This is a genomic window from Corallococcus sp. bb12-1, assembly GCF_026626765.1.
Lineage (GTDB): Bacteria > Myxococcota > Myxococcia > Myxococcales > Myxococcaceae > Corallococcus > Corallococcus terminator.
The window spans coordinates 513951-530557 of the sequence record NZ_JAPNJZ010000027.1 but is presented as its reverse complement, the minus strand read 5'-3'; the positions used below and the strand labels follow the sequence as shown (position 1 = coordinate 530557).

Below are 16607 nucleotides of genomic sequence, written 5' to 3'. Positions count from 1 at the left end.
CCGACAGCACTACATCCGCCAGCCCGTCACGCCCGCGCGCTTGCCGAACGCCGGCTGTCCGTACACCTCACGGAAGCGGGCGCGCAGCATGTCGAACGTCTGCTGCAGGTCCGGCGTCGCCGGCTTCGCGTCCGGCAGCTGGCCTCCCATCCGCGCGAAGCAGCGACCCATGGCACCGTCCAGCCACTGCGTCACCGTGGCGGTGTCCTGGTCCTGCAACCGCTCGAACACGGACAGGGCGCGCTCCAACGTCTCGCCCACCAGCTCCGTGGAATCGATGGTGCTGCCCCCGCACAGCTTCGCGGCCCGGACTTCCAGGGCCGGACGATGCGTGCGAACGAACTCCCCGAAGGCATGCAGATTCACGATCACCATTCTTAGACCTTCGCCCCCTCAATGTCAGAACGTCCGACAACAAAATCCTTGGCTCGCGGCTTTTATGCGTCGCGTGATGAAAAATGGTGGTGACGCTGACCCAGGGGTCACACGGAGTCTCAGGAGGCAAGACGGCGGGGGCACTTCCCTCTGGCTGGGGGGCCTGCGACCCTTCATGTGGGGTGGGCGGGCAGAGCCTGGGCGTCAGCGCTGTTCTCGGGCGCGCCTGGACAGGAGACGCGAATGCGCCGCGCGGTGGAACTGACGGACATCGGTGGAGGATGTGAGGAAGGGCCGCGCGTGCTGCTGCTGCCGGGACTGGGCGCCCGGGGCGCGGGCTTCCGGGCCCTGGCCGAGCGGCTGGCGGACGTGTCCCGTCCCGTCCTGGTCGAGTACCCGGAGGGCGAGCATGCTGCGTGCGGCGCGCGGGCGTTGGCGGAGCAGGTGCTCCGGGTGGCGGGGCCGGTGGACGCGGTGGTGGCCAGCTCCTTTGGCGGCATGGTGGCGGCGCACCTGGCCCTGGGCGGGGCGACGCGGGGCGTGGCGTTCCTGGGCTCGTTCACACGCACCGCGCATGTGGGGCCGCGTGGGCGGCTCATCGCGATGATGGGACCCATCGCGGTGTTGGGGCGTCCGGGACGCGTCGCGGCGTCGCTGGCGGCGTGGCGGCCGGTGCCCATCGCGGAGGTGGCGGACGTGGTGCCCACCACCTCGGTGGAGCGCCTGACGACGCTGCGACGCGCCTTCGCCATCCACTCCGAACCTCCGCCGGCGGATCTGCGGGCCTCGAAGGTGTCGTGCTTGTGCATCCAGGGGGACCGCGACGTGCTGGTGCCTCCCTCCACGTTGGGTCGGCTGGTGGCATCGTTGCCGGACGGAACGCCCCGGCACCTGCTGCGCGGCGCGGGCCACGTGCCCTACTTCTCGCACCCGGAGGAGTGCGCGCGGCTGCTCGGGCCGTGGCTCCAGACGCTCGTGCCCATGGGGCTCGGGGCGGCGGCGGGCGCGGGCGTGGGCTCCGCGGCCTGATGTCCTGCGGGGCTGTCGAAGCCTTGACGCGCGGGGCCGGGCCGGCGGATCCATCCTCCTCGCGGGGGGGTGTACTGACGCGCGCCCGGGAAGTAGTTTGCGACCGCCGATGTCGACCTGTTCTCTTCGCGCGCTCCTCCTCCTGGCGTCCCTGTCCACGGCGGCCCACGCCGCTTCGGAAGCTGTTCCCGGGCTGACAGCCTCGCCGGTGTTGCCTGCCGCCCCGACCCAGGAGGTGGCCCCCGCGCCGGCTCCCGGGCCTCGGCGCACGGTGCTGCTGCTGGGGGACAGCCTCATCGCCACGGGCTTCGGGGAGTACCTCCAGACGCAGCTCGCCGCGCACCCGCGCATCCGCTGCGAGCGCCGGGCGAAGTCGTCCACGGGGCTGTCCCGCCCGGACTTCTTCGACTGGCTGGAGGTGGGGCAGCAGGAGGTGCAGTTGCACCAGCCGGACGTCGTGGTGGTCATCCTGGGCGGCAACGACGGGCAGGCCCTGCACACCAAGGTGGGCCAGGCCACCGTCGCGTGGGGCAAGCCGGACTGGGAAGAGGGCTACCGGCAGCGCGTGCAGGAGTTCACCACCGCCATCTCCGCGCCGGGCCGGAAGATCATCTGGCTGGAGCTGCCTGCCACGGGACGTCCCCGCTTCGAACAGAAGCTCACGTTGATCCGTGGCCTCCAGCGCGAAGTCATCGCCGCCCGCGAGGACTCCGTGCACCTGGACACGCGCCCCTTCTTCACGGATGCGCGCGGCAAGGCGCTGCACAAGGCCGCCGTGGAGGGCTTCCGCAAGCCCATGCGCCTGCGCATGACGGACGGCGTGCACTTCACCGTGGCGGGGGGACGCTACTTCGCGAACAAGGTGTACCCGGAGGTGCTGGGCGTGCTGGGGCTGGAGCCCGAGCAGAAGCACACCGCAGTGCCTCCCGCAGCGCCCGCGAAGGGCCGGCAGGCCCGCGCCGCCGCGTCACCGTCGCGCTAGCGCCAGGGGTGCTTCCGCTTCAGGAGTGACCAGACCAGGAGGACTCGCTGCCCGGGGTCAGGCGCAGCTTGCGGACGGCGCGCAGCAGCAGCTCCTCGTCGCGCGGGTTGGCGAGGAAGCCCCGCGCGCCCAGCTTCCGCGCCCGGTCGAAGCCCTCGTCGTCCGACGTGCCGTGCACGATGAGCGAGCCTTCGATGTGCACTTCGCCCGCGAGCAGTCCCTCCATGGCCTGGAGGGGCGCGAGCACCACGTCGTTGTCGCGCGTGTGCAGCACCTCCAGCGGGGTGGCGACGCGCGACGTGATGCCGCTGCGGGCCAGCGTGCGCGAAATCAGCACCGCGGTGACGGGCGGCCAGCCGTAGAGCAGCAACGGCGGGCTGGGCACGACCGGACGGCTCGGTTCCGGCGCGGCGCTCCCCGTGTCGCGGATGCCATAGAGGGCGCTGAGGGCGCGGGACAACGCGCTGTCGGAGGCCAGGTGCGGCTCCACGCGCGCCTTGCCGGACACGGCGCGCACGTCGTCCACCGCGTCCAGGGACAGCGGCGCGGGCACGGCCAGGTGCAGGACTTCGCGGTCCTCGCGCTGCTCCAGCCCTAGCGGCACGACGCCGTACTGCCGGGCGATGCGCGCGGGCACCAGCGAGACGAGGGAGCGGTCGAGCGGGTGCCGGTCCAGGTCCACCGCGTCCACGTCGAACTGGACGGCGAGCCCGCGCAGGACATCCGCCTCCGTGCACACGCCTTCGCTCACCAGGGCGCGTCCCAGGGGGACCCGGACCTCGTGATGGTGCACGAGTCCCAGCCGGAGCTGGCCTTTGTCGACCACTCCGAGTTCCAGGAGGATTTCCCCCAACGGGCGTCTGGTGCCGAGTTCCATGCCCTCTCAACGTGGCAACCGGGCCCGCACGCGACGACGGTCAGCCGTGCGCTCGTCCGCCTGCCCGCCTTCAAGTCGCGTGAAGGCGGGGGTACGACGGGAGCAGGACCGCCCTGCTACCCGCGCGCGGGGAAGAGGGCTTCGTAGGACTCGGGCTTGAAGCCGACGGACACCGAGGTGGGGGTGACGAGCACGGGTCGCTTCACGAGCTTGCCGTCGGCGGCGAGCCACTCCACCAGCTCCGTGTCGGAGGCCGCGTCGACCTTCTCCTTGCCCAGCGCGCGGTAGCTCTGGCCGCTGGTGTTGAGCCACTTGCGGACGGACAGGCCGCTCAGGGCGATCCACAGGAGGAGTTCAGACACCGTGGGTGGCTGTTCGACGATGGGGCGCGTTCGGAAGGAGACGCCGCGCGCCTCCAGCCACTTCTGGGCCTTCTTGCAGGTGTCACACCCGGAGTACGCGAGCACGAGGACGTCATCGGACATGCGCGGCTTCTAGCAGAGCCGAAGCGTGTGGGACGCGCGTGCTAGCACCTCATGATTCAACACCGGGAAGAGTGCACATGAACCGCTCACGAAGCCGCTCCATCATCCTGCCCGTCCTCTGCGCGCTGCTCTGCGGGGTGGGGTGCGCGGGCGGTGAAGCCGAAATGGAAGCGGAGCTGCCTTCCGGGGTCGTGCCCGACAGCGGGGTGACGGGGCGCGACGATTCGGGAATCCCTGAGCGCGACGCGGGACCCTCCGAGGACCGGGACGCGGGCACGTCCGGTGACACCGATGCGGGCGCGGCGGACGCGGGAACCACCGATGCAGGCAGGGGCGACGCGGGTTCGCCTGAAAGCACGGATGCGGGAGGCCTCACCGATGGCGGCGCGCCGATTCCCGCCGACGGCGGCACGCAGGTCACCGGAACGATGCCCGCGCGCCTGACGCTGGCCGGCTCTCCGTACCGTGTCGTGGGCAACGCCCAGTATGTCGTCACCATCCCCGCGGGCCAGACGACGACGGTGGAGCCGGGCGTCGTCATCGACTTCAAGGGCAACCCGGACGTGACGAAGGCGGACGTGCGGGGGGGCGCGCAGGACGTGATGAACCACCAGAACGGCCGCGTGGAGCTGCGCGTGTACGGCCGCATCCTGGTGCAGGGCACCGCGCAGGCGCCGGTGACGCTCACCTCCACGAATCCCTACGGCTGGTGGGGCATGAACTTCTTCGGGGAGGCATCGAAGGGGACCGGGCATCCGTCCTTCGTGCACATGGTCTTCGAGAAGGTGCGCAAGAACGAATACAACGGCGACCGGGACCGCACGCGCGGCGCGCTCTGGGCGCACTACCCGGGGCCCGTCACCATCCAGCACTCGCTCTTCCGCGACAACGAAGCCTCCGGTAAGTGCGGCGCGCTGGACCTGATGTTCACCGACGGCTCGGTGGTGACGGACACCGTCTTCGAGAACAACCGCACGCTCGACATCGACCGCTTCGCCACCGGGAACGGGGCCACCTCCGGCGGCGGCGCGATGTGCGTTACCCACGGGCGCAACTCCGTCGTGCGCGGCAACACCTTCCGGAACAACACGCTGTCGGCCTTCCGGGGCAGCCAGTCCAACGCGCTCGTGGCGCGCACCTACGAGGTGTGGCCCAACGGCGCGAACCACTACGACCTGGGCGGCGGCGGGGCGCTGCACTACTTCCAGCCCGACAACGACCTCATCGAGAACAACCTCTTCGAGAACAACGCCGCCGTGGGCGGGCCCGGCGCGGCCCTCTACCTGGAGGACGTGCCCAACGCGGGCATCACCCTCAAGGGCAACCAGTTCCTCCGCAACCAGGCCGGCGCGGGGGGCGTCATCGTCTGCAATCGCGGTGGAGGCTCTGGCATCGAGCTGGTGCTGGGCGCGGGCAACACCTTCAGCAACAACACCGTCAAGGGCGCCGCGGCCCCACAGGTGTCCGGCGACTGCGCGCGCTAGCCGCGCGCCCGAAGCCCTGCCAGCCGACCCGGGCCCTGGACTTCCGCCCGGGGGGCCGGCGGACTGCCATGCCCCTTGACCTGCCCCGGCGTACGCCGACGCGCATCCTTCCGGAAACCCCGTCGCGCCGGAGGCAGCGAACGCATGGAGGACACCCGCTCGGAGCCCGTCCCCTCCCTGGAGGAGCCGCTGGATGTACCCGCGACGCGGCGGCGGGGCTGGTGGATTCCGGGCGCGCTGATGCTCGTCGCGCTGCTCGCCTTCATCTTCTCCCGGCACGCGGAGGAGAAGCAGTTCCTGGACCTCTTGCGGCAGGCCCGGCCCGCCTGGCTGCTGGTGGCCGCCCTGTGCCAGTTGGGCACGTACCTGTGCGTGGCGGGCATCTGGTGGATGGTCCTGCGCCGCTACCGGTTGCGCGCCTCGCTCTGGTCGCTGTCGCGGCTGTCGCTGATGAAGCTGGCGTTCGATCAGGTCATCCCCACCGGCGGCGTGGGCGGCTCGCTCCTTGTCGGACGCGGGCTTCGCCGGCATGGCGCGACCCCCGGCACCGCCGCGGGCGCGGTGCTGCTGACGGTGCTGTGCTTCTACGTCGCGCAGGCGCTGGGCGTGGGCGTGAGCCTCTTCTTCCTCTGGCGCAGGGCGGAACTGAACCCGTGGATCCAGTGGCTCGTCACCGGCTTCGGCGTGCTGGCGGTGGCCATCCCGGTCTGCATCCTCTGGGCGACGCGGCACCGCGAGTGGAAGCCGGGCCGCTTCGCGAAGCGCATCCCCGCGCTGGGCACGATGCTCAAGGCCATCGCGGAGGTGCCCCCCGGCATGTTGCTGGACCCCGGCCTGCTCGCGCGCGGCGTGGTCCTGCAACTGGGCGTCTACGTGCTGGATGCGGCCACGCTGGGCGCCATGCTGCGCGCGCTGGGCCAGGAGGCATCGTCAAGCACCGTGTTCGTCAGCTTCATGGTGGCCTCCATGGCGGAGACCGTGTCCATCATCCCGGGCGGGGTGGGCACCTACGAGGCCGCGTCGGTGGGCATGCTCAACCTCTTCGGCATCCCCGTGGAGGCCGCGCTCGCGGGCACGCTGCTCTTGCGCGGCTTCACCCTGTGGCTGCCGCTGCTGCCCGGGCTTTATCTGCTGCGCCACACCTTCAGCCGTGGCCCCACGCCCGGTCAGCAGCCGGGCTGACGTCGCTGATTCCCCGGCCTTCCCGGAAGTCGCTGCCCCCATCGCTGCCCGCTTCCCGTCGCCACCCGGGTGCGCGATGGTTCGCGTCCGTGGACACCGGAAGCGGAGACGCAGCGGAGATGAACCAGGGCTCGGCGTTGTTCCTTCATTCCGGGGTGAAGGTCCGGCCCTGCGAGTGGGGGATGGGCGTCTTCACCGATGCCTTCATCCCCGCAGGCGACCTCATCGAGGAGTGCCACTACCTCAAGGTCCCCCAGCGGCAGTTCCGGGGCGAACCGCTGGACGACTACGTCTTCGAGATCCGCTGGCATCGCCACGAGGAGCCCCGCGAGGGCGACTGGGTCGCGCTCGTGATGGGCTACGGGATGATCTACAACCACGCCACCGAACCGAACGCGTCCTTCAGCCGCGCCGTGGACCGCGATGTGTTCCGTTATCACGCACTGCGGGACATCCACCCCGGTGAGCAGATCTTCATCAGCTACGGCGAGAACTGGTGGACCGCGAGAGGCGAGGAAGTCCCTCCCTGAGTCGCGTCCGCACCGTGTGCGTACCTGACAGGTGCGTCCCCACCTCGAATCCCGTGGGGTGGTGAGATTCCTCTCAGGAATGGCGAAACGGGCGGAAATGAAATCCCCGCTGAAAGCGTCGGCGGCAAACAGTAGGATGAAGGCCGCCTGCGCGCCGGTCTTCAGGCCGTGCGGGTGCGAGGAATGCCAGACACCATGCCACTGCGTCGTTTCTACCTGTCCTCCGCTCTCGTGTTGTCCGCCTCCGCCTGCACCGGCAACATCGGTGGTCAGGATGAGTCGCCCGAGAGCGCGGCGGCTCCCGCACGCGTGCGCCGGCTGACGCGCGAGGAGTTCAACAAGTCCGCGACCTTCGTGCTGGGCACCCCTGTCGACATCGCCCAGGGCTTCGCGGCCGAGGACACCATCCTCGGCTTCTCCACCCACGAGCGTCTCCAGGTCACGTCGCTCCTGGCGGATCAGATCGACACCGCCGCGCTCACGCTGGCGGAAGAGGGCAAGTCGCAACTCAGTGACTTCTACACCTGCCCCAAGACGGTCACCGCGGATGACTGCGCGAAGTCCTTCATCCAGCGGGTGGGCCAGCGCGCCTTCCGCCGGCCGGTGACGGCGGAGGAGGAGGCGGACCTGCTCGCGCTCTTCAACGCGGGCAAGCAGGGCGGCAACATGAGCACGGGCGCGGAGCTGGTGCTCCAGGCGCTCTTCTCCTCCGCGTCGTTCCTGTACCGCACGGAGCTGGGCCCCGACACCGCCCGTAAGGGCCAGGTCGTGGAGCTGACCGCCTACGAGGTCGCCTCCGAACTGTCCTTCATGGTGACCGGCGGTCCCCCGGACGCCACGTTGCTCGCCGCCGCCCAGGCCGGGACGCTGTCCTCGCCCGACGAGCGCGAGAAGCACGCGCGCCGCCTGCTCCAGACGCCCGAAGCGCGCCTGAAGCTGCGCCAGTTCTTCATTGAATGGCTGGGCATCAACGGCCTGAACAAGGTCAACAAGAACAACCAAGTGTACCCGGACTACAGCGTGGAGTTCCGCGACTCCATGGTGCGCGAGCGCAACGCCTTCATCGACTCCATCGTGAAGGACCACGCGGGCTCCGTGGAGGAGCTGCTCACCGCGAACTACTCCTACGTGGATGAGACGCTGGCGAACTTCTACGGCGGGTTGGACCGCACCAACGTGGACGACGAGGGCATGGGCCGCGTCACGCTGCCGCCGGAGCGACTGGGCATCATCACCCAGGCGGGCGTGATGTCCACCTACGCCCACTTCGACTCGTCCTCGCCCATCAAGCGCGGCAAGTTCGTGCTCACGCGCCTCTTGTGCCGCACGGTGCCCGCTCCGCCCGCGAACGTGTCCACCATCCCTCCGGCGGTGTCGGAGAACGCCACAACCCGCGAGCTGTTCGCGGCGCACACCAGCAACCCGGCCTGCGCCAGTTGCCACAAGACCATCGACCCCATGGGCTTCGGCATGGAGGACTTCGACGGCCTGGGCCAGCACCGCACCGAGGAGAACGGCCGCACCGTGGACGCCTCCGGTGGCATCGTCGCCCCGGACGGAACGATGACCCAGCCCTTCACGGGCGGCGGGCAGTTGGGGCGCTACCTGGCGCAGAGCGACGAGCTGGCCAACTGCGTGCCCCTGCAACTGGTGCGCTACGCGATGGGACGTGACGAACACGCCTCCGACACGCAGCTGCTCGACGCCATGCGCACGGGCACCTATCGCCAGGACCATCTGAAAGTCACCGAGGCGCTCGTCGGCCTCGTGCGCTCGGCTTCCTTCACGCAGCGGCGTCTGCCCACCCGTTGAGCCAGAACCCCATGCCCCGCGACCTTTCCCGACGCAGCATCCTGAAGCTCCTGTCCGGCACGGCCATGGCAGCGCCCTTCGCGCACCTGCTCACCAGCTCCGTGGCCGAAGCGGCCGACGCCGCCCCCTTGCGCTTCATCGCCCTGTTCACCCCCCACGGCGTCCTGCCCGAGTACTGGACGCCCAAGGGCGGTGAGACGGACTTCAACATCGACTTCGAGAACTCCGTCCTCCAGCCCCTGCAGCGCCACCGCTCCAAGCTGCTGGTGCTGGACGGCCTGGACTACCGCGTCCTCTACGAGCACGGCCGCACCGGCCACGAAGGCGGCCCCGTCACCTTCCTCACCGGCAGCGAGGTGGTGGTGGACAGCGGCGACGAGCTTCCCGGCGGTCCGTCCCTGGATCAGGTGATTGGCAACGCGGTGGGCGGCTCCACCCAGTTCCGCTCCCTGCAACTGCATGCCTTCGAGCAGTTCGGCGCCCAGCACGTCTACAACAGCATCAGCTTCACGGAGAACGGCTCGCGCGTGCCGTTCGAACTGAACCCCGCCAACGTCTACAAGCGGCTCTTCGGCAGCATGGGCGGCTCCAGCGCGGAGGCGCAGGCCATCCTCACCAAGCGCAAGAGCCTGATGGACTACCTCATCAAGGACACCACCCGGCTGAAGAAGCGGCTGGCGACCGCGGAGGGCCAGAAGCTGGACACGCACCTGGCGGCGCTGCGCGACATTGAACGGCGGCTCACCAACGTGGGCGCGCTGGGGTGCGTGAAGCCGGATGCGCCGCCGGACGAGCTGAGCGACCTGGGCAACCTGGACAACATGCCCGGCCTCACCCAACTGCACATGGACCTCATCGCCCGTGCGTTCGCGTGTGATTTGACGCGCGTGGTGACGATGACCATCCCCGGGCCGTCCATGCCGTGGATTGACATCCCGGAGGACATCCACAACGACATCGCGCACCGCACCGACACCCAGTCGCAGCCGGAGCGCACGGAGATCCGCCTGCGCATGGTGCGCGTGCAGCAGTGGTACTCCGAACAGCTGGCGCTCCTGATGGACTCGCTCGCGTCCATCCCGGAGGGCAGCGGCACCGTGCTCGACAACACCGTCATCCTCTGGGGCAACGAGCTGGGGGACGCGGCCGGCCACATGAACGTGTCCATCCCCACGGTGCTGGCGGGCGGGGCGGGCGGGAAGTTCCGCATGGGCCGCCACCTGTCCCTGCGCCCCAACAACCGCGACCCCCTGGGCAACTGGCAGGGCCCGGGCAACCCGCTGCCGGGCGCGGTGGAGCACAACAAGCTGCTCACCTCCATCGCCCAGGCCTTCGGCGTCAACGTGGACCGCTTCGGCCACCAGGACTACACCGGCACGCTGCCCGGCCTCACCTGAGGCCTTGAAGCTCGGAGCGCGCCTTCCAGGGCCCCTGGAAGCGGTGCCTTGAAAAGACAACGGGAGCGGGCCTGGATGCTGGCCCGCTCCCGCTTTCATTTCCGGAACACGTGAAGCGGTGGGACTACCCGCCGAGCGCGCCGTTGATGAGGGGGGCGAGGATGCTCATGCCCGCGTCCTCGTTGTTGTAGTTGTTGGCCGGCTCGTAGATGCGCACGCGCTGGTTGCCGTTGATGAAGCGGCTCAGGAACACGTCCATCGACACGAACTCGCTGTGGCAGGCGTAGGACTGCCAGGGGCTGGAGGCGTACTCGTACCAGTACTTCTTCTCCATCTTCTGGCAGGCGTGCGCGCCCACGAACGTGATGATGGTGCTGCAGTGGCTGGCGTTGATGGCGCGCTGGTGCGGGATGAAGTAGCTGAAGTTGTTGTACTTGTTCAGCTCCGCGACCAGGGCGTCCTGGTCCTGCTTCCAGTAGGCGTGGATGGACGCCTGGTCATTGGGCGTCTTGAAGCGCTCGTAGGAGTAGCGCGAGTAGTTGAAGTCCAGCGTGTAGCCCGTGTACGCGAGCTGGTCGTTCGGGAACTCGGTGGCCACCATGCGGTTGATGGTGCCCATGTCGTTGATGTTGAAGCTGGACGGCAGCAGGCCGAACACCGAGTCCAGGTTCCACGAAGAGCGGATCTTGTCGTGCAGGGGGCGCGACAGGGAGTTGCCGTTGGGCGCCATGAAGATGGGGCCGGAGTCGTTGAGCAGGTAGCCGCGCGCCGGGTTGATGGCCTTGCGGATGAAGTAGTAGCCGGCCGACGTGGACGTGCCGCCCGCGCTGTAGCCCGTCACCAGCAGCTTCTGCACGCTGGGGAAGTTCTGCTTGGCGTAGTTCGCCGCGGCGATGGTGTTGGTGTAGCCGGAGTGGTTCCACACGAGGGGCGCCTGGCCGCCGGTGGTGTCCGTGTACGTCTTCGTGTTGTTGCCGATGTGCACGTCGCCCGTGCAGTACGGCAGGTAGACGATGTTCCAGTCCTTCGTGGCGATGTCCTTGCGGTCACGGAAGGGCAGGCCCGGGTCCGCCCCGTTGACGATGGGGGACACGTACTTGGCCGTGAACTGCGTCATGTAGTCGTCGGGGATGCCGTTGGGGTTCGCCGCCCCCAGGATGCCCGTGCGGCCGCTACAGGAATCGTAGTCCCAGCACGCACCGCCTCCCTCCATCATGAACAGCAGGTTGGGCGACGACGTGCGGTGCACGAAGAACTTGTACTGCGAGCCATTGCCACACTTGGTGCCGGGCAGCGTCACCTTCTGCCAGTTGTAGGTGTTTCCGCCGTCCACCAACACGTCGACGATGCCTTCCACCAGCACCTCGGCGCGAGCGGAGCTCACGGGGGCGGCGAGGGCCAGAAGGCTCATCCAGAGAAAACTTCTCATGCGGCTTTCCTCCAAGGGGGGATTGGGTTGCGGCCGCGAATGATACGCTTTGTTTATCAGTCGGAACCATGGAAGCTGCGCATGAGCTGAAAATAGTGAACTTCATGGAGAGCGCAGGTTTCCAGTGGGAATGATAGGTTTTGCCAGCCTGCGTCAGGGATTGTGTGGGTTTTGATGCGTCGCGGCAAATCTTAAATGTATCATTTGCGCATTGCGTCGCCGTGTCTGCGTGAATGGGTTGCGGTGGGCGGCGAACGCGCGGTATGGCCTTGGGCATGAGCACGCGCGCGCGGTGGAAGCTGCCCCTGGGCACGGCGGGAGTCCTGGCCCTGGCGGGGGTGGGCTGGCTGACCTTCGGAGTCTCCCCGGCCGACAATGCCCAGGCGCCTGTTGCCACGCCGGCCGGGATGACGCCGGCGACGTCCCCTCCGCCTGTCTTCAACGCGGGGCCGGCGGTGCCGCGCTCGTCAGACGGTGGGCTGGACCTGGTGGGCGCGGCGGCGGCCCAGGTGCAGGCCCAGGCGCCCCAGGAGGAGCCCTCCGGGCCCTACCCGGTGGATCTGGAGGCGCTGCGCGCGAAGCTGCCGGACAACCTGTATTGGGAGACGGGTGTGCCCACGAAGGAGCCGGCGGAGCTGCGCCGGCGCGCGGAGGTGGAGGCGAAGTGGAACACCCTCTTCGGCCGCGTGCAGTCCAATGAGGCCACGGTGGAGGAGGTGCAGCGGCACTTCGAGCACCGCCGCAAGGTGTCCGAGGACGCCATCTCCTTCGCCACCACGATGCTTTCGGACTACGGCGACAAGCTGCCGTCGCAGGACCAGGGCCTCTTGGAGCTGAGTGTGCGCATGCACCGCACGCGGCTGGCGGAGCTTCCCCGGCAGCAGGAGGAAGCGCTCGCGCGCCGCGAGGCCCATGCGCAGCGGCAGCGCGAGTGGCGGGAGAGCGGCGGCCGTCAGCCCTGAAGCGGCTCCACCGCCCCGGGGAAGGTCCGGATGAGCGGGGAGCGCACGGCGGCGGAGGCCACCCACAGCTGGTGGGAGGAGCGGGTGACGGCGACGTGCAGGCGGCGGCGGGCTTCGTCGTCCGCGGGGTAGGCGCGGGCCGTCACGTCCGGCAGGACGACGTAGTCGAACTCCAGCCCCTTCACGTTGTCCACGTCCGTCACGTCCACGCCGGGCTCGAAGGAGAAGTCTCCCTCCAGCACCAGCCGCGCCCAGGGCATCTCCGCGATGACGCGGTGGAAGGATTGGGCGGCTTCCCGGCTGCTGGCGATGACGCCCACCGACGCGTGCGGCTCTCGCAGCACCAGGTCTCGAAGGGCGTCTCCCAGGAACAGCCAGGCCTGGGCCTCGTCGGGGAAGTGGTGGAAGCCCACGGGGGCACCCTCGCGGCCCGCCTTCGCGGGTGAAACCGGGGCCTGGGTGCCCAGCACGTGCTGCGCCAGCTCCACCACCGGGCGCGGGCAGCGGTAGGACACCTGGAGCCGGCAGGTGGCGGCGTCGCGGATGCCCAGCTCCTCCAGCGCGGCGTCCCAGCCGGCGAAGCCCGCGGTCGTCTGTTGCATCTCGTCGCCCGCGAGCGTGCAGCTGCGGCTGTCGCCCAACAACTGCCCCACCACGAAGAGCTCGAAGAGGGAGAAGTCCTCCGCCTCGTCCAGCACCACGTGCGCCAGCCGCTCCGCGCCCAGCGCGCCCTTCTGGGCCTTGAGGAACATCAGGATGGGCAGGTCGTCGAAGTCCAGCGTGCCCGCGAGCGCGTCCGGCGTGTCGGCTTCAATCGCCTTGCCGTCCATGGTGGCCAGCCGCTCCTCGTCGTAGTCCCGGTACTGGCGCTCCAGCGGCGTGGCCGTCTGGAGCTTGGCGTGCTCCACCGTCTCGGCCACCACCGTGCGGGGCAGCTCGCCCCGGGCTTCCGCCACCACGGACTCCAGGAAGGCGCGGTCCATGAACGCGTCCGCCAGCCGGATGCGCAGCCGCTCCAGCGTGAGGGGCTGCTGGGCCTTGGCCTTGGGCAGGCTCACGCGCTCCGCCAGCCGGCGGCGCAGCACGGGGTGGCGCTTGAGCCGTGAGACGAGCGCGGGCGTCTCCGGGGCCAGCTTGAGGCCCGGCACGCTGAAGGCGGAGCGCGCGGTGCTGAGCGACCAGGACTCCAGCGTCTCCACGGACACCTTGCCCAGGCCCAGGGGCGCGAGCAGCCGGCGCGTCAGCCGGGCCAGGCCCTCCTCGGGGACGACGACCTTGGTGCGCGCCTGCGGGAACTTCTTCGCGTCGTCGAAGGCGACCTTCGCCAGCCGGTGCAGGGCCACGGTCGTCTTGCCGCTGCCCGCGCTGCCCAGCACCAGCAGGGGCTGCTCCGGCCCGGTGCTGACGGCCGCGTACTGCTCCGCGTCCAGGAGCGCCGTCACGCCGAAGGCGTCCTCGACGTGGGTGGTGCCCCGGCCCACGCCCAGGGCTCCCGGGCGGGCGGCGGTGCCGGTGCCGCCGGAGAGCACGGAGGTCGCGTCGCGCCCTCGCGCGTGCCACCGGCCGTGCGCGTCGCGCTGGAGCAGGTGGGGCCCGGTGCTGATGCGGGTGAGGACGCCCTTCTCGATGATGACCAGCCGGCGCGCTTCCACTTCGCCTTCGGAGAGCCGTTCGCCGAAGTACTCCTCGTAGGAGTCGCCCTCCTCGTAGTTGTAGAAGACGCGGGCGACGGGGGCGAACCGCCAGTCGATGACGCGCACGCCGGCGGCGAGGTTGGCGAAGCTGGTGCGGCCGAGCAGGTAGTCACGCTCCCCTGTGGGGCCCTCGAGCCGCAGGTGGGCGAAGTAGGGGGCGTTGCTGTCCGGCAGGGGCACGACTTCCTGCCGCTCCAGCATGGCGCGCACTTCGTTCATCTGGGTGAAGACGTGCGGCAGGTCCGCCGCGTGCGCGGTGGTGGCGTCGTCGCGCAGCACCTGCAACTGCGCCATCAGCCCCTGGGTGTCCAGGGTCCGCTCCGCGGCCTGTCGGCGTGCTTCGGCGAGGGCCTCCTGGACGCGCGACAGCAGGGCTTCTTCCTCGGCGATGAGCGCGAGCGCCTCCGACGACAGCTCCTGCTCCGGGCCGGCCATGTTCCTTTCCTTTCGCGCCGCGCGAGGTGTCCGGCGTCGCGCCGGTTCCTTGTCGCTGCGTGCTGCGCGGCGCGTGCAAGTTGGCGTCTGGTTCAGCCCGGGTCAACCCGTTGGTTTTTCGGGCCGTCTTGCTAAGGTGAGGATCGTGGTCGAAGCGCCCGGTCCGGCCCTCCCACGTTGCTTTTGTTCCCCTTCGCCTTCCGCCGTGGCGGGTTGCCTCCCCGGGGGACGAGGCGGGTGTCCTCGACTGGTCGCTCCGGGTGACCGTCTGTCGGGTGGCGGCGCGCACCGGGGGCTGGTGGCTTCTAACGGAGCGCGGGGCTTGCTTGCGTCCGCATCCATCCCGAACACGGAGGAAGCACCGGATGAGCACGATGAACTCGCCGTTCCGCTGGACGCTGTCACTCGCCGTCGCGTTGGGGGTCGTCACGTCGGCGCAGGCACAGGACTCCGAGCCCCTGACGGAAACGGAGACGGAGACGCGCACGACGACCGTGACGACGGAGCAGGTGAAGCACGAGGGGCGCATCGGACCGGAGTTCGCGGTGAGCGGGAACGTGGGCTTTGGCGCGGGGTATGTCTACAAGGACGGCATGAGCCCCGCGGGCACGGTGGAGAGCCTGAAGATCACCGACTCCGCGAAGGTGTCCATTCCCGTCATCGTGGAGGTGGGCTTCCGCGCGACGCCGAAATTCTATCTGGGCGTGTGGGGCAGTTGGGAGAAGGTCTTCACCAAGGAGAATCCAGTGTCGTGCCCGACGGGCTTCGACTGCTCGACCTATCAGTGGCGCGTCGGGCCGGAGATCCGCTACCACCTGTCGCCGATGGGCCACTTCGACCCCTGGATTGGCCTGGGCGTGGGTCTGGAGTTCCTCAAGAGCCACGTGCAGGGCACCACGCAGGTCCCGGTGGCGCCGGGCGTCGTCCTTCCCGCGGAGGTGGACACGCGCGTCACCGACAGGGGCCCGACCTTCGCGCGCATCGCGTTGGGCGGCGACATCCGCCTCTCCCGCTCCTTCTCGGTGGGGCCCATCATCACCGCGTCGATTGGTAACTACACGGTGCGCACCGGAACCCAGACGCTGAACATCACCGGCGTGGGCGAACGCCCTGGGACGCTGGCCAACGTGGATGACGGCTTCCACGGGCTGTTCACCGTGGGCTTGCGGTTGGCCATCCTCCCGCTCTGAACGTCGGAAGGCCCGGCCTGTCACGGGCCGGGTCTTTGGGAGACGGGTAGAAAAGCGGGACGGCCCTGGAACCGGGGCCCCGGGTGAGGTGTCTTGGGGCGCGACCCCCACCTCCCCGGAGGGAGCATGTCTCGCAAGGTCTTGGCGGCGTTGGCCGGGCTGGTGCTCGTGCTGTCCCTGGTCTTCGTGTGGCTGCGCGCGGGCGTGCAGCCCGTGACCGTTCGCGAGGACTCCGCGACAGCGTCCACGCCAATAGGCGCTCCGGCGTCCGGTGGCCCGCGGGCCTCAAGGCAGGACGTGGCGACGGCCTCCGTGGAACAGCCGATGCGAGAGGCGGACGGACGCTTCGAATTGAAGGACCTGGCGCCGGTCGCGCACCGGCTCACCGCCTGGAGCCGGGGCAGGGAGCTGGTGGACCGCCAGGTGACGCTCGCCTCCGGCAAGACGCAGGCCCTGGGGGACTGGCGCCTGGGTCCTCAGCGCGTGGAGCCGGGGCGGCTGGGGCTCGGCTTCGCGATGACAGGCAAGGACGTCATCGTCAGCGCCATCCTGGAGGGCGCGCAGGTCGCGGGCCTCCAGGTGGGAGACGTGGTGCGCTCCATCGACGGGGCGGTGGTGCTGGACACGGGCGAGGCACGGCGGCGCGAACTGGGCGCACCGGGCAGCCCGGCGGTGCTGTCATTCCACCGGGCAGGTCAGCCACTGTCGCTCACCTTCACGCGCGCACGCTGAAATGGCCTGGGA

General features: G+C 69.6%; 15 protein-coding genes. 10 read left to right on the top strand and 5 right to left on the bottom strand.

Annotated elements, in window-relative coordinates:
• Window positions 1-9: 9 nt before the first annotated feature.
• Window positions 10-375, bottom strand: coding sequence for a hypothetical protein (locus tag OV208_RS33270; protein WP_267577946.1), 366 nt, complete (start codon window positions 373-375; stop codon window positions 10-12).
• A 243-nt stretch (window positions 376-618) separates the two neighbouring features.
• Here OV208_RS33270 and OV208_RS33265 point away from each other — a divergent pair, with 243 nt between their 5' ends.
• Window positions 619-1404: an alpha/beta fold hydrolase gene (locus tag OV208_RS33265; RefSeq protein ID WP_267577945.1), complete on the top strand. Its 786-nt coding sequence runs from the start codon at window positions 619-621 to the stop codon at window positions 1402-1404.
• 109 nt (window positions 1405-1513) lie between these two features.
• The gene (locus OV208_RS33260) at window positions 1514-2386 is read left to right on the top strand and encodes a DUF459 domain-containing protein (protein ID WP_267577944.1); all 873 of its coding nucleotides are present in this window, start codon (window positions 1514-1516) and stop codon (window positions 2384-2386) included.
• 19 nt (window positions 2387-2405) lie between these two features.
• On the opposite strand, the gene OV208_RS33255 is transcribed toward OV208_RS33260, so the two are convergent.
• Window positions 2406-3263: a general secretion pathway protein GspE gene (locus OV208_RS33255; protein WP_267577943.1), complete on the bottom strand. Its 858-nt coding sequence runs from the start codon at window positions 3261-3263 to the stop codon at window positions 2406-2408.
• 116 nt (window positions 3264-3379) lie between these two features.
• Window positions 3380-3748 (bottom strand): Spx/MgsR family RNA polymerase-binding regulatory protein, encoded by a 369-nt coding sequence (locus OV208_RS33250; RefSeq protein WP_267577942.1) that lies wholly within the window; start codon window positions 3746-3748, stop codon window positions 3380-3382.
• A gap of 77 nt (window positions 3749-3825) precedes the next feature.
• Between OV208_RS33250 and OV208_RS33245 the strand changes: the two genes are divergently transcribed.
• The 5 genes from OV208_RS33245 (at window position 3826) to OV208_RS33225 (ending at window position 10153) form a co-directional block, all read left to right on the top strand.
• Window positions 3826-5232, top strand: a complete 1407-nt coding sequence (locus tag OV208_RS33245; RefSeq protein WP_267577941.1) for a right-handed parallel beta-helix repeat-containing protein — start codon at window positions 3826-3828, stop codon at window positions 5230-5232.
• Window positions 5233-5376: 144 nt separating this feature from the next.
• On the top strand, window positions 5377-6414 hold the full coding sequence (locus OV208_RS33240) for a lysylphosphatidylglycerol synthase transmembrane domain-containing protein (protein WP_267577940.1): 1038 nt from the start codon (window positions 5377-5379) through the stop codon (window positions 6412-6414).
• Window positions 6415-6533: 119 nt separating this feature from the next.
• Window positions 6534-6944 (top strand): SET domain-containing protein, encoded by a 411-nt coding sequence (locus tag OV208_RS33235; RefSeq protein ID WP_267577939.1) that lies wholly within the window; start codon window positions 6534-6536, stop codon window positions 6942-6944.
• A gap of 195 nt (window positions 6945-7139) precedes the next feature.
• Window positions 7140-8756, top strand: coding sequence for a DUF1592 domain-containing protein (locus OV208_RS33230; protein ID WP_267577938.1), 1617 nt, complete (start codon window positions 7140-7142; stop codon window positions 8754-8756).
• Window positions 8757-8767: 11 nt separating this feature from the next.
• Window positions 8768-10153, top strand: a complete 1386-nt coding sequence (locus OV208_RS33225; RefSeq protein ID WP_267577937.1) for a DUF1552 domain-containing protein — start codon at window positions 8768-8770, stop codon at window positions 10151-10153.
• A 124-nt stretch (window positions 10154-10277) separates the two neighbouring features.
• Here OV208_RS33225 and OV208_RS33220 read toward each other — a convergent pair whose 3' ends face one another.
• Window positions 10278-11564 carry a hypothetical protein gene (locus tag OV208_RS33220; protein WP_420715068.1) on the bottom strand — a complete coding sequence of 429 codons (1287 nt, stop codon included), beginning with the start codon at window positions 11562-11564 and terminating at the stop codon, window positions 10278-10280.
• Window positions 11565-11857: 293 nt separating this feature from the next.
• Between OV208_RS33220 and OV208_RS33215 the strand changes: the two genes are divergently transcribed.
• Window positions 11858-12544: a hypothetical protein gene (locus OV208_RS33215; RefSeq protein WP_267577935.1), complete on the top strand. Its 687-nt coding sequence runs from the start codon at window positions 11858-11860 to the stop codon at window positions 12542-12544.
• Here OV208_RS33215 and OV208_RS33210 read toward each other — a convergent pair.
• A complete protein-coding gene (locus OV208_RS33210) occupies window positions 12535-14673 on the bottom strand; it encodes an ATP-binding domain-containing protein (RefSeq protein WP_267577934.1) in 2139 nt (712 codons plus the stop codon). The genes OV208_RS33215 and OV208_RS33210 overlap by 10 nt on opposite strands.
• 365 nt (window positions 14674-15038) lie before the next feature.
• On the opposite strand from OV208_RS33210, the gene OV208_RS33205 reads away from it, so the two are divergent.
• On the top strand, window positions 15039-15863 hold the full coding sequence (locus tag OV208_RS33205; RefSeq protein ID WP_267577933.1) for a hypothetical protein: 825 nt from the start codon (window positions 15039-15041) through the stop codon (window positions 15861-15863).
• Between the two features lie 126 nt (window positions 15864-15989).
• A complete protein-coding gene (locus OV208_RS33200; RefSeq protein WP_267577932.1) occupies window positions 15990-16595 on the top strand; it encodes a PDZ domain-containing protein in 606 nt (201 codons plus the stop codon).
• The last annotated feature ends 12 nt before the right edge of the window (window positions 16596-16607 follow it).